Origin of the sequence: Turicibacter sp. TJ11, from assembly GCF_021497505.1 — a bacterium.
Classification (GTDB): Bacteria; Bacillota_I; Bacilli_A; order MOL361; family Turicibacteraceae; genus Turicibacter.
The window spans coordinates 623,740-636,985 of record NZ_CP069349.1 but is presented as its reverse complement, the minus strand read 5'-3'; the positions used below and the strand labels follow the sequence as shown (position 1 = coordinate 636,985).

Here is a 13,246-nt window from a genome sequence, read left to right as displayed (position 1 = left end):
ATGACATTAGTGTTGCTCTAACTTCGCTCGACTGACTGGACTTAATCCAAGTTGAAGGCAACCTTGCCAAAAAATCTTTTGATAGTCTTTTTCAATGTTAGCGGCTGGATTTTTAATGAGTTTATCGCCTTGTTGAATGAGTAACCCTTCTTGATCAAGGGATTGTCTCGCTTGTCGCATTCGATAAATGGCATAGGCAGTCATTTCAATTAAATCAATGTCTAAGTTACTTAACACATCTGCCCCTTGTAAATGCCAAGCAATCGCCTCATAAAGTCGCTTCACTTCATCAGGCAAATCCTCTCTCGCTTGATACACTAAATCCGCACGCCCTCTTAATCGTTTTTCCATTTTTCCTCCCCCTTAGTCGATTATTTCTAACTTTAGTATACGTCCATTTGCGCTTTCATCCCAATCTCCACCCTATCCTCTTGGATGTGTACGACACCTCAGCGATCTACTAAACGTCATTGAAAACTCTGGGAGTTTTCCACGTCCATCTAAACCAAGTCCGTACAGACCAAAAAGCAGCGTTTCATCATCCAAGCTGTTACCGATGCCCCCTAAAACGGTAAGTCATCCTCATGTATTGAAATCGTTGGGATATTAGAATGTAATCCTCCTGCTAACGTGGTAGCGGTGATAAATGGATTATTGTAATTATTCTGCTGATTGGAAGTGGATGAGTTTGAGTTCTCAGATGGTGCTTGTAAGTACGTCGGCTCCATTGGTTCAGGAGTGGCACTATTTTTTCTAGCTTCTAAGAAGAAAAATCGGTTCACTAAAACCTCACAGATGTACTGACGAATCCCCGCTTCATTCCCTGCCAGTTGTGGATTGCTAATAGCTCCGCTACTTAGCGCAGGTGACCCATTCTGATAAGTCCTCACTTGTAATCGTCCTTCAATGCCAATTAATACGCCTTTAGATACATACTGAGCCAATGTTTCAGCCGTTTTACTCCATGCCACACAGTTAATAAAATCCGCTTGTTGTTCACTCCCTTTATACGTTCGATTCACCGCTAACGTAAATTGAACATAATTCGTTCCGCTTTTAGTTTGCCTAAGTTCGATGTTTTTGGTCGTTCGCCCAACGAGTATTACTTGATTAATCATTCCCTCGCCTCCTTATCATATTTCACCAGCCAATGATCGTTTGCTTGTCTCACGTAATACGGAATACGATACCGAGTTAGATACGCTTCAAGTTGTTGTAAGTGATGAAGATAATAGCAATAAATCTCCCCTGAACTTTCTAACGAAATACAAATCCGCTCTTGGGAAAGAAACAACATATTCGGCTCTCCATCCACGTCCTTTTCCTTTGAAGGGTGACTGATTCCTAACTCTTCAAACACTTGCTTAATTGCTTCATCTCTTGTCATCGCGCCCTTCTTCACACGATATAAACGATGATAATCAAGGTTATACTGCTTAGAAAATGTCGATAGCTCCATCCCCTCACGATGTAAGTAATCTTCTAACGTCATCATGATCCCCCCTATCAATGATTGATAAACTGTTGTAGTCTCCGTTCTAATTGTTCACAGTGCTTAGCACAAAATTCTGCTCGATTTCTTTGTTCCATAGCGACCAATTCATTATTCGTTAAAAGTCTTAAAATACGTTTTGTTTCTGCTAACACTTCAATATCAAATCCATGAATTTGATTTAACTCCTTCATTTTCTCCCCCTCATTCGCTTTAATCTAGCTTCATACGGCATCCAACCTATGAACTCACTAGCATCGCAAAAATTTCATGATGAATTTTGGCTACTAGGTTCGAGTTGTACATTTGGATTCCCGCCTTCTCAGCTTTTTAGATTGCATCCTGGCATAAATATAAAATAAACCGTTAAACTCACTATATCTAATTTCAACTTCCTTAAAGTGATACATCGGATATTCACGTTCTAACTTTTCAGAAATCGAATCTTGATTTAGCACTAGATCCATCACTTTACGTCTGCTCATTTTCGTGCGATTCTTAGTCGGTTTAGGCATCACTAAATTCCCCTTACTACTTCCCCAACGTCGCTTCCCCTTCATCCGAGCAGCAGTGGGTTGATACGTCTGTTCATCTTTCATCATGTATTTGCATACCCCAATAAAATTTTCATCTTTGTAATAATTAAGGGTGCGAAGGGTACATGCACCGATTTTCCACTTCGATTCAACTTCTGCTTTGGTTAAGCCATTGTCCATAATTAAATGAAGGTGAAATCGCTCAGTACCCGCTGTTCCTTCCTCGATCACATACACATACTTGGCATTCTCTAATCCTTTTTTCTTTCTTGCTCGATTAATTCGTCTAAAAAAATTGTGACATAACTTTTCTGTTGTTTCTAAATCCTTTGGTTCATCTTTAAACGTGAACGTACACCAATAGTCTCCTGTATAAAAATTCTCATGAACGAGTCGCATCATTTTTTTCTTAGCATTTCGATCATTTAAATTCTTTTGTTTTTCACTACTTTCACGACGTTTCTTTTGTTTAAATCGCTTAATCATCTCTGGAATCTCTTTTTTAAATGAAGGATAGATTTCTACTTCTAATTGATTTCCCGCTTTGATCGTTGCGGTTGTATAAGCCACTCCCCTTAACGGTTTCACAACTTCATTTAATAATTCCCCTGTTAACTCATTAAACGATTGATTATAAACCCGTTCATAATCATAATCATCAAATACTTTTTTCTTCATCACGATTTCCCCCACATTCATTTCCACTTATTCGACATCCCTCTACTAAAAGAACACATGTACGACTTGTTAATATCCTATACAAGTTCGTTAAAGAGAAGAAATTCTTCTCTTTTTGTCGAATCCCTTTTTATATTTATCGTGATGAATGACTAAGAATGATGACACTCGATTTCATGAATAAGCCAATCTACCACTCGCATCACTGATCGGTCACATCTTGTGATGATTTTAATGTCTTTTAACATCGCCCCAATCCACATCTGATGTTGGCTACGATATTCCAGTGTTGCTACTTGTTCATTTTCTAAAATCACTTGATACCCTGTGACCATCCCTTCTTGATTGATTTCGTACTCTTTAAATAAAAATCCCGCTACCATCGTCATGCCCCCATTTCTAAACGACTTTTGCAATTAATCCAATATAAGATTTTGTCATCAGTTTCCCACACTCATGACACTGAATACTTTCTAAATCGAATCCTGATGTTAATTTATAACCACAGCCACACGTATACACGTAATCTTGTGGTTTGTTTTTAACCCAACTAATTTTTGTAATAATCTGATCAGTTGCATCTTTATACCATAAAACCTCTTTTTCATCTTCAAACGTTTGAACGTCTAATTTTTTTAATGGCTTATTGGTATCAACTGACCGATAGCCGTAATTTTCTAAAGCATCTGAAAACTCTAAAACTCCAAGTGGCGTATTAACCTTCAAAATGCTCCCCCCCTAATTATTTTCAAAATTTGATTCACAAAAGATGAATAAAATCACGTTAAATACGAAATATATTAATATTATGTGAGTATTAATCACGCTATAAAGAAATAAAAAAGTTGAATTAAATCACATAATGGTTAAAAAATAAGACTGATGATTAAAGATCAGAGAGGCTAAAATTAGCCTCTTCTGGAAAAAACACATTCGTAATTTCATAAGGTCTTAGGTTCAATAAGCGTGACATTGACATAATATCACCGATTGATAATCGATCAGGATACTTCATTCGAGCACAAACATAGCTTCTTTTCACCCCTAGAGCATTTGCGAACTCAGTAATCGTCATTCCTCGTAATTCAAGGTATTCCTTAAATAATACAATATTCATGATATTCCCCCCTAATGTCTCTTTTCTAATGAAACTCAACCTATCCTGCCCCCTCAAATGTTGTCTTGAGTCACACCTATAATATAACAATCTTTTCGCTTCAACAATATGAAAACACTAACATTTGTGAATTGTTATTTGAATATTAACTCGAAATAAGCATTATTTTATGAGACTTTTCTTAGTTTCGACATAAAACCTATTTTATGTTGGATATGATGTTAAATTCTCTTTCTTTTGTTAATTAATGTTTTGATTTGTCGAATTTATCTTCAAAGTGATTTAGAATCACATCCATATATTGCATATCCTCTTTAACTTCGATATGATGATAATAAATTCATACAGACAAAGGATGATAGACAAGATGACTCATGGGTTAATGGAAATGAAAGATGTTATTAAATCACGACGTTTAGAGCTTGGACTGACTCAACAAGAACTAGCAGATTTGTGTCATGCTGATCGGACAACGATTGTTAAATGGGAATCTGGAGACATTATCAATATTAAACGCGATAAGCTAAAGCTACTTTCAAAAGCGTTAAACATTTCACACCTAGCCATCATGGGGGCAGAAGAATATGTAACGTGTGAACTCGATGAAATATCAATCTATGATGATGTTTATGGAGATAAACTAGGAAATCAGGTTGCTAAAATTAAAAATCCCTATCCGCAGATGAAAGGACAATTCATCGGAATTAAGATGGCACATCCAACCTTCATTAATAGTGAATGTTATGCCATCTTTGATAAGAAAGCCAAAATCAATAGTGGTGACATTGTGGCAGTTTCACTTAATGAAAATAAAGCCATCATTAGAAAGCTATACCTGGTCGATAAAGATATTGTGACACTTCGCCCTGTTTTAGAAGATGGCGATATCTTAACACTCGTAGCAGATCAAATTAAAAATATCAATATCATCGGAAAGTATTGTTATGCGATTAGCCCATTCTTAAATCAATAAACAGTAGGAGGAATTGCATTGAAAGTTGCCTTATATGCTAGAGTTTCCACTGAGCAACAAGTAGAAAATTACAGTATCCCGCTTCAAAAGGAACGAATTAAAGCATTCTGTGTTTCTAAAGGATGGACTGAAATTACAGAGTACATTGATGGTGGTTACAGTGGCTCTAATTTAAATCGTCCTGCCTTACAGCAATTACAAAAAGATATTGAAAATAAAAAAATTAATGCGGTCATTGTTTATCGGCTCGATCGTTTAAGTCGTAGTCAACGTGACACCCTGTACTTAATTGAGGAAATGTTTCTTCCTAATAATGTTGAGTTTATTTCAATCTCAGAAACCATTGACACCTCTACTCCTTTCGGTCGTGCCATGATTGGGGTGATGTCAGTCTTTGCTCAACTTGAACGTGAGACCATTACGGAACGACTACGATCAGGACGCTTAAAGATGGTGAAAGATGAAGGCTTATGGGCGGGTGGTTCTGATTTTATCCCATATGGTTATACCCGTCATCCTCGCGGAAAGCTCGTATTAAATGAACGAGAAGGCGAACACATTAAACGGATTTTTGAAGAATACGTGATCTTAAAGTCCTATATTAAAGTTCAACAAAAGTTAGAAAAAGAAGGATTTGAACCTTTACCCAAACACCGTATTATAAAATTACTTAAAAATAGACTTTACGTGGGTGAAGTTTCTTTTGCAGGTGAATGGTTTAAAGGTTCACATGAACCGATTATCTCTGTTGATTTATTCAATGCGGCTCAAAAAGTGAATGAACATTTTAAAGGACAAAACGTTGGAAAGATTAAAAATAACGTCTTTCGTCAGAAAGTGATTTGTGGCTGTTGTGGTGAAACGTATCTCTCTTACGGGAAGCAACAAAAAAAGAATGGTCCGGTTTACTACTATATGATTTGTCGTCGTCGCAAACTCCCTGCTAAATATGAAAGCAAATGCTTTAATCGTAACATTAAACGAGCTGTTTTAGAGCATGAAATCTTCACCCGCATTAAAAATCTAGAGACCAGTGGTGAAATTCAGTTTGCTAAAAAATCTAAACCTATTAACTATGAACAAAAAATTAAAGTCATTAATGACAAGATCAATAAACTGCTCGATTTATATATGGATGATCGTTTGCCACAAGCAACACTGAATACGAAGTTAGAAGAACTTAATAGCCAAAAAGAAAAGTTATTAACTCAGTCTAAAGAAACAGAGTATGAAACAAATCTGATGCAAGATCTCATCAAAAATGGAATTCCTAATCTATTTGAATCTGATATTGATACCCAAACAGCCATTGTCGATTTATTTATTGATAAAATTATTATTAAAGATGATGAATTAGAAGTGATTTGGAATCAATAAACAAATGAATGGATAGTTGGAGGTATTAAAATGAAGGTCGCCTTATATTTAAGAGTCTCAACTGAACAACAAGTTGAAAAATACGGAATTCCTATGCAACGAGAACGTCTTCACGCTTTTTGCACCGCTAAAGGATGGTCAGAAGTCACCGAATATGTGGACGGTGCATATAGCGGTTCTAACTTAAATCGTCCGGCTCTTGAACAATTACAAAAAGATATTAAAAAGAATAAAGTGAATGTCGTGGTTGTTTATCGACTGGATCGTTTGAGTCGTAGCCAACGTGATACGCTTTATCTCATTGAAGAAGTTTTCACTCCCTATCAAGTTGAATTTATCTCTTTATCTGAAACCATTGATACCTCTACTCCCTTTGGTCGTGCAGCCATCGGTGTGTTATCCGTTTTTGCTCAATTAGAACGTGAAACGATAGCCAGTCGCTTATGGAACTGTCATCGTAAAATGGTTCAAGAAAAAGGGCTTTGGTCAGGATCGTGTAGTAAAGTCCCCTATGGTTATAAGAGACTTGATGATGGGAGTCTTGTCATTGAGGAACAAGTGTGTCACCATGTTAAAAAGATATTTGAAACGTATCTTGAATTACAATCCTTTACCCAAGTCAAGCAACAACTCGAAAAAGAAGGGTTTAAAGAGATTGAACTCAAGCGAATCATCCGTATTCTTAAAAATAAAATTTATATTGGTGAGGTTTCATTTGCTGGAGAATGGTTCAAAGGCTCACATGAACCCATTATTTCTCAAGAACTGTTTAATCAAGTCCAAACGGTCATTGAAGGCAATAAAGGTACGTATTCAACGAATACGAAAAATAAAGTTTTCACCAAAAAAGTTTTTTGTGGGAAATGCGGTGAAGAATATAGACCTTATTTAGTTAAAATAAAAGGAGCTAATCAAACCATTAAAACAAGACTAGATATGGTTTGTCAGCGTTGTCGCTTACCATCCCGCTACGAGAGCAAGTGTTTTAGTCGAAAGATTAAACGTGAAGATTTTGAAAAAGAAGTCTTTCATCGAATTGAAAGACTTGGAAGTAGCGGAGAAATTAAGTTAAAATCAAAACCCATTAACTTTGAAAAAGAACAAGCCCGTATTGATAAAAAAATAGCCAAACTACTTGATTTATATATGGATGATCGGTTATCTAAGTTTGCACTTGATGAAAAGCTAAAAGCTTTAAATGAACAAAAAGAGGAACTCTTACGACAAGAACAACTGGCTGAACAGGAACAATCAGAAATTGAAGAACTCATTCAAAACGGAATTCCTAACCTACTTGAATGTGATCTACAGACTCAAACAGAAATTGTGAATTTGCTCATAAAAAAAATCATCGTAACAGATGATGGACTTGATATTATTTGGAATCAATAGCTTATTTTTTTAATAACTTTTTTTCCGTTTTCAATACATAGCACCAGTAGCTGCAACCACCACGCCTTTATCAAATCCTTCTTCTCTTGTTTTCTTTAAGTGGTATAAGGCTTCAATCTGAGCCCCACGAGGTGTATATAAGTCCACCACATAACGACTCGATTGATCTGCTACTAAATCAGTCGATGTTGTATTTGGAAACGGAATCGTATGATAAATTTTATTTTTCTTCCAGTTCTTTGAATAAAAATCAAGCTCCACATCTGTGATTTGAATCGAGTGATTATAAAAAAGATCTTCAAACACTTGATAATAATGATGATAGTCCGCTTCATGTGAGGATTTATCTAGCCTAAAATTCCATTCAACACCTGATGTTAAAGCAGATTTTGATAAATTAGACGATCCGATATACATATCTGCCCCAGTTTCATATTCAAAGAAATAAGATTTTGCATGAAAACTACGATTTGGCTCATTAAAAAAACGTAAATCAGCACGATCTCCAAAGATATCTTTTAGCCGATATAACGCAGAAGGTTGTGTAATATTCAAATAATTTCCTGTTAGAATGCGAATAGGAATATCTCTATCTTTAATCTCGATTAACTCATTTTCTAAAAGTTTAACGCCTGATTCCATTAAAAAAGACACGATAATATCAACTTTAGTCGCCTTTTTAAAACTTTCTTTTAAGTGATGATATAAATAATCATCATACCCAGTAATACATCTTTGTGATTGCATTTGTCATTCTCCCCTGTTAAATCTTTAGTTAATATTCTATCATTTTTTAAATGTTTTTGACAGAAATTCCCGCTTCTACTATAATAAAATTATTCAAAATATAGAGGAGACATTTTATGAAAACCTATGATAAATTAGTTCGTGACCTCATCCCAGAAATCATTGAAACCTCTGGAAAAACAGCAACCATTGAAGTCGTAAATAACGAAGTTGCCTTTGACTACCTGTTAAAAAAGTTAGATGAAGAAGTCAGTGAATTTAAAACGGATCAAAACTTAGAAGAGTTGGCTGATGTCATGGAAGTCTTATTTGGACTAGCTCATAAACTTGGCTATTCAGAACAAGACTTATTAACTAAACGCCAAGAGAAAAAACAAGCTCGTGGTGGTTTTGAAAAAAACATTATCTTAAAATCAACAAAATAATAAAATAAACCACCCGTTATGGACGGGTGGTTTTAATATAGATCTATGAAATTTCATTATACAATTCACTACGTTCATGTCTATCCAAACTTTGTTCAATTTTCAATCAGACAAAAATAATGACAAGCTAATAAAATTTAGTTATTTGGCTCTTTATACATCTCTAAATACTCAAAAAACAAAGGCTCTAATTCTTCCTTACTTAGCATAGGAAATAAGACAATTGGATAACTTTTATTAAACTCAAATAATACACGACGTCCTACACGCTCATCTTTTCCTAAATCATCACGCCATGTAATTTTTTGTTTTAAGGTACTTGATAAGTCATGCTCATCAATAATATCCAAAATATTAATCATAAACTCTCCATTACGAAAAACTGCATACTTCAACATGTAATTGAACATGTCTAAATTTTCAGCAATTAAGCGAAAATAATGCTCATGTCTTGTTTGATCAGCAACATGATCAACGACATATTGAGCACCAAGAATACATTTATAAACATAATTTTCCCAGTCAAACTTCTTTAGTACAACGTTATTAAACTCTTTTACTCCCATTTTAACTTGAGGATAATTATTTAAGATATATTCTCTTTTTGCTGTACATAAAAACGAGTGCCAAAATTGTTCATCAAAATGTATGTCACGATCAGTATGTAAATAATGATTAGCGATCACTGTAAATGCTTGGATGAATTGATTGGTGCGTTCAGTTTCATCCGCTATATTAAGATAAATTGGAAAGTCTGGAGCAGATTCTAAATTTATGATCTCGTCGCTTAAAAACTCTTCCATATTATTTGATAAAAAGGCATTATAGAAGGCTTCGTTATTTTTATAACCTTTATTTAATAAACTAATCTCCATTTTTATATAGCCCCCTTACTGCACTCGTAAACTTATTTAAAATTCTATCTGAGATTTTAGAAATAACTTCATCCATATTTTCAGGATTTAACTCTGTTACCATTTTGCTCTTCATTAAATTATACAGTTTGAAATCTAGCCCATCTTCTGGATATTCAATATCATCTAAATAAACTTGATCATCTTCACCGTACTTAATAATAAAACGATACAGTGCTTTTTGAAGTCCCATATAAATATATGGATTATTTAAGATTCCACTTAAACTTGAATCATTGAATTGTAATTCTTCATTCTTATAGCTAATAACGATCGTTTCACTACCAAGATCAATGGCGATTTCAGATTTTAAATCAGGATTTAATTTCTTTTCAAACAGATCGAACGGTTTGTTTGTACTTCCATCAAAAAGGACACAATTTGAAAATCCAAGCACTGAGTGTTTAGGTACGGTAATATCTTGTTTTATAGCATCATAAAATTTTGCTAAATCCTCATTTGTTGCAAAGTTCACATCGCTTACTGCCTGAATGAGTAATTGAAGTGTTGTTCGTTTACTTAATGAGAGACGTGTTTTTGGAATGGTAATTTGATCTTCTTTTAACTTTACGTCATAAAATTTATTATCTTTGGATTGAATGACAAGAATAAGTTTTGCTTGTTGGGTTTGAATTAGATTTTTAAGAAATTCTGATTCAACTTCTGATGTAACATTAAGTTGATAATAATCCGTATTCTCTTGTAAATCGATATCTAAAATAAATTCACAGTGTTCGTATGAGTCTGAGGTGTTGGTTAAGAGAGGATATGGAAAATTAGCTTCTTTTTTATAAATCATTTCTACACCTCCACATAGTAAACGAATTTTAGATTTTTATTAAAACTGTTACCACTCGATTGTAGTTTTAACTGAGCTACCCCTTTAGTTAATACTACATCTTTAATTATATTATTTTGGATTTTTACTGTTTGACTTGTTGTTAAATCAATAATTTTTGTATAAGCGTCGTTCAATTTTAATTCATTAGGATACTCTTTCCCCATCCCATCAACAACAGCAAGTGAAACATCACAAGTATTCACATGTTTAATCTCAGGACTTTTTGAGAAATCAAAGCGCAGAATTTCAGAATCACCAATCATAGCACGTTGCACACGATCAGGTTGTGCTTGATATTTAATTTTACCTTCAGCTTCATCTTTAGCCCGAGGCTTACGCTTTAGCGGTGGTTTTGGATCTTGCTCTCCTGATTCTTTACTTTTTGGTTTCTTCTTCGGTACATCTGTCGGGATTTTCACCACAGTTTTTTCTCGACTACCTTTTTTTAACTTCACAGATGAAACAGCTTTAGATAGATCTTTCTTAAACTGTGTTTCAACCACGTATAAAATATCACTCGTATCCATCTTTCCATCTGTTGGATTATTTTGTTTAATTGCCTCATCAATCACCTGACTAATTTGTCTAGTAATATTATTAATAAAACGTTTAGCATTTTTTTGAAGTTCTTGATTTTTAATATGATCAAACGATAATTGTGTATGTGATTCATTTTCAAGCGACTTCAAATAGCCATCTTCTTTTGATGACACTGGAATCAATACACCATTAAAGGGTTTATTAATATGGCCACTAATTTTCTTATCTTCAATTTTCATTCCGATAGTACGAATAATGCCAATGCGTCCTTTTGGAATAGATAAATCATATTTAAAATACAAATTAAATTCGTAAGCCTCTTTTTTATCTTTAATTATAATTCGTTGTGGTTCTTGTTCCATATATGTCTGATAATAAAATGGAGTAAAGTTTAAGTCTTTAGGTTCTACATCACTTGGATAGTACGTTGGATTTGTCATATATTGACCAATAGTTTGAGCATTCAAACAATGATCATTAATATCAACTTGTAACTTGCCTTCTAAAATAGATAAGAAGAAACTATCACAAACAGCTTTTATAATTTCTACCTCGTTACTAAACTCATTTCGTAAAAAAGGTACAATAATCTTTAAACCACGTGTTTGCTTTTGAAACACCTCATGAAAATTATTTTCAAATGGATAAAACTTACCATTTTGTATTTTTGTGAAATAGCCTGTGGCACGATAACATTTTTCATTTAACTCGTGTTCTATTAATTGAATGGTTCCCCCTAGATGCTGATGTCCAAATTCATCACAGTTAGCAAAATACATGAGATATAAATCTGATGCTGCGTTGGATGCAATTTTTCCTATTCCATGAGAACCTCCGCGTGCCTGTTCTGCGGATTCATCCGCTTCTATCGTATGTACCCCTTTGTTATAAGCATAAATACTCCACGTGTCTTCATTAGAATTGGTTTGTCCATTCATTGCACCACGTAAACCTTTTGTATGACTATCTTCAAAAGAAATATAATGAATGGTTTCATCATGCATTTTATTTTGCATATGAGCAATGGTTTCTTTTGTATATCCATTACGCCCCTGTAAGCTTAAAATACGTTCTTTAACTTCATTCAACCCCGGAATATGTTCTTGATCAATCATACCTGTTTTAATGGTTACAACAACAGGATGGTCATTTCCTTTTAACTTTCCATCCAGCGAATTTTGTATATTCTCACGAATTAGACCAGATATCCCATTCTTATAAAATCGCTCTAAAACAGGATGAAAAGTTGATTCTTCAATACGATCAACTGGTGTGAACTGCCAGTATTGTGTCATTTTTATCTCCCCCTACCCAATTTGATGTCGTTTTGTAAACAATGCTGTTATTTATTGTCATAATATTATTTTCACATAGTTTACGTTTTAGATCAACTAAGAATAATGAATTTTTCAGTTGATATAACTGGGGTACTTATTCTAACCTTTAAAATCTTTAATCAGACAGATACACCATCTCTTCTTGCGCCATAAAAAAAGGTGTTACTGTATCAGTAACACCCTAAAACCTTGAATAATTAATTAACAATGATAATCATCTCTACTCTAGCTACTCGCTATTTAGACATCTTTTTCATCATGAGATTTAGCCAACTGACGTTTTCTCTCCCTGGAATAACATCTGTCGTGACTTCTGTTTCTATAATGGTTAGCGTAGGGATATCTTTTAATAAAGTCTTGAAAGATTCTTCTGTAAAATCGTTAAAGAAACGTTCTTCTCGATATCCTTCAAATTCACCGTATTTAAATGAAGCGTAAAAGTAGCCTTCATCCTTTAATGCTTTTTCGATTTTTTTTAACGTTTGTTTAAGTTCAATGGTCGGTAAATGAAGTAAAGAAGCACACGCCCAAACAGCATCATAAGTGTTTATATCATCCAGTTCACTAAATAATTGGCATTTTACAGGTTGACCAATCGTTTCACTCGCAAGCTGACATAGTTCTTGTGATCCATCTATCGCCGTCACTTCATACCCTTGTTGAAGAAAGGCTTTGCTATCTCTTCCCGATCCACATCCTAAATCTAAAATATGGGCATGGGGGTTCAGATATTTTAATAAAAATTCACGTTTTGATTGAAATTCGATAGTTAAAGTTGTTTCATTGTATGCTTTTGCAAATTGATTATAATATGCTAATGTTTTTGTCATGATAAAGCTCCTAACTTTCAGTTTTTTTATAAATCTAATAAATTTAT

Annotated in this window: 17 protein-coding genes; 4 read left to right on the top strand and 13 right to left on the bottom strand. The window is 34.2% G+C overall.

What is annotated here, in order from left to right; genetic code table 11:
- Window positions 1-6: 6 nt before the first annotated feature.
- The 8 genes from JRC48_RS03040 to JRC48_RS03005 all read right to left on the bottom strand — a co-directional run bounded on the left by JRC48_RS03040 (window position 7) and on the right by JRC48_RS03005 (window position 3,823).
- Window positions 7-351, bottom strand: a complete 345-nt coding sequence (locus JRC48_RS03040; protein WP_235070405.1) for a phage terminase small subunit P27 family — start codon at window positions 349-351, stop codon at window positions 7-9.
- Between the two features lie 212 nt (window positions 352-563).
- Window positions 564-1,118 (bottom strand): single-stranded DNA-binding protein, encoded by a 555-nt coding sequence (locus JRC48_RS03035; protein WP_235070404.1) that lies wholly within the window; start codon window positions 1,116-1,118, stop codon window positions 564-566.
- A complete protein-coding gene (locus JRC48_RS03030; protein ID WP_235070403.1) occupies window positions 1,115-1,492 on the bottom strand; it encodes a hypothetical protein in 378 nt (125 codons plus the stop codon). The genes JRC48_RS03035 and JRC48_RS03030 overlap by 4 nt, the downstream gene beginning before the upstream one ends.
- A 14-nt stretch (window positions 1,493-1,506) precedes the next feature.
- Window positions 1,507-1,686 (bottom strand): hypothetical protein, encoded by a 180-nt coding sequence (locus JRC48_RS03025; protein ID WP_235070402.1) that lies wholly within the window; start codon window positions 1,684-1,686, stop codon window positions 1,507-1,509.
- Window positions 1,687-1,779: 93 nt separating this feature from the next.
- Complete coding sequence (locus tag JRC48_RS03020; protein WP_235070401.1) at window positions 1,780-2,706, bottom strand: hypothetical protein; 927 nt, start codon at window positions 2,704-2,706, stop codon at window positions 1,780-1,782.
- A gap of 152 nt (window positions 2,707-2,858) precedes the next feature.
- On the bottom strand, window positions 2,859-3,089 hold the full coding sequence (locus JRC48_RS03015; protein WP_235070400.1) for a hypothetical protein: 231 nt from the start codon (window positions 3,087-3,089) through the stop codon (window positions 2,859-2,861).
- A 16-nt stretch (window positions 3,090-3,105) separates the two neighbouring features.
- Window positions 3,106-3,432, bottom strand: a complete 327-nt coding sequence (locus JRC48_RS03010) for a hypothetical protein (protein ID WP_235070399.1) — start codon at window positions 3,430-3,432, stop codon at window positions 3,106-3,108.
- Window positions 3,433-3,592: 160 nt separating this feature from the next.
- On the bottom strand, window positions 3,593-3,823 hold the full coding sequence (locus JRC48_RS03005; RefSeq protein ID WP_235070398.1) for a helix-turn-helix transcriptional regulator: 231 nt from the start codon (window positions 3,821-3,823) through the stop codon (window positions 3,593-3,595).
- Between the two features lie 367 nt (window positions 3,824-4,190).
- Between JRC48_RS03005 and JRC48_RS03000 the strand changes: the two genes are divergently transcribed.
- Genes JRC48_RS03000 through JRC48_RS02990 form a run of 3 tightly spaced genes read left to right on the top strand, consistent with a single transcriptional unit; the run spans window position 4,191 to window position 7,565 of the window.
- The gene (locus JRC48_RS03000; protein WP_235070397.1) at window positions 4,191-4,796 is read left to right on the top strand and encodes a helix-turn-helix domain-containing protein; all 606 of its coding nucleotides are present in this window, start codon (window positions 4,191-4,193) and stop codon (window positions 4,794-4,796) included.
- An 18-nt stretch (window positions 4,797-4,814) separates the two neighbouring features.
- Window positions 4,815-6,173 carry a recombinase family protein gene (locus JRC48_RS02995; protein ID WP_235070396.1) on the top strand — a complete coding sequence of 453 codons (1,359 nt, stop codon included), beginning with the start codon at window positions 4,815-4,817 and terminating at the stop codon, window positions 6,171-6,173.
- 30 nt (window positions 6,174-6,203) lie between these two features.
- Window positions 6,204-7,565, top strand: coding sequence for a recombinase family protein (locus tag JRC48_RS02990; RefSeq protein ID WP_235070395.1), 1,362 nt, complete (start codon window positions 6,204-6,206; stop codon window positions 7,563-7,565).
- Window positions 7,566-7,595: 30 nt separating this feature from the next.
- On the opposite strand, the gene JRC48_RS02985 is transcribed toward JRC48_RS02990, so the two are convergent.
- A complete protein-coding gene (locus JRC48_RS02985) occupies window positions 7,596-8,312 on the bottom strand; it encodes a phospholipase D-like domain-containing protein (RefSeq protein ID WP_235070394.1) in 717 nt (238 codons plus the stop codon).
- 116 nt (window positions 8,313-8,428) lie between these two features.
- On the opposite strand from JRC48_RS02985, the gene JRC48_RS02980 reads away from it, so the two are divergent.
- Window positions 8,429-8,737 (top strand): nucleoside triphosphate pyrophosphohydrolase, encoded by a 309-nt coding sequence (locus JRC48_RS02980; RefSeq protein WP_235070393.1) that lies wholly within the window; start codon window positions 8,429-8,431, stop codon window positions 8,735-8,737.
- A gap of 137 nt (window positions 8,738-8,874) precedes the next feature.
- Here JRC48_RS02980 and JRC48_RS02975 read toward each other — a convergent pair whose 3' ends face one another.
- The 4 genes from JRC48_RS02975 to JRC48_RS02960 form a co-directional block, all read right to left on the bottom strand.
- Complete coding sequence (locus tag JRC48_RS02975; RefSeq protein ID WP_235070392.1) at window positions 8,875-9,612, bottom strand: hypothetical protein; 738 nt, start codon at window positions 9,610-9,612, stop codon at window positions 8,875-8,877.
- The gene (locus tag JRC48_RS02970) at window positions 9,602-10,450 is read right to left on the bottom strand and encodes a hypothetical protein (RefSeq protein ID WP_235070391.1); all 849 of its coding nucleotides are present in this window, start codon (window positions 10,448-10,450) and stop codon (window positions 9,602-9,604) included. The genes JRC48_RS02975 and JRC48_RS02970 overlap by 11 nt, the downstream gene beginning before the upstream one ends.
- A gap of 2 nt (window positions 10,451-10,452) precedes the next feature.
- Complete coding sequence (locus JRC48_RS02965; protein ID WP_235070390.1) at window positions 10,453-12,327, bottom strand: hypothetical protein; 1,875 nt, start codon at window positions 12,325-12,327, stop codon at window positions 10,453-10,455.
- A gap of 278 nt (window positions 12,328-12,605) precedes the next feature.
- Entirely contained in the window at window positions 12,606-13,199 is a 594-nt protein-coding gene (locus tag JRC48_RS02960) for a bifunctional 2-polyprenyl-6-hydroxyphenol methylase/3-demethylubiquinol 3-O-methyltransferase UbiG (RefSeq protein WP_235070389.1), read from the bottom strand.
- Window positions 13,200-13,246 lie beyond the last annotated feature (47 nt).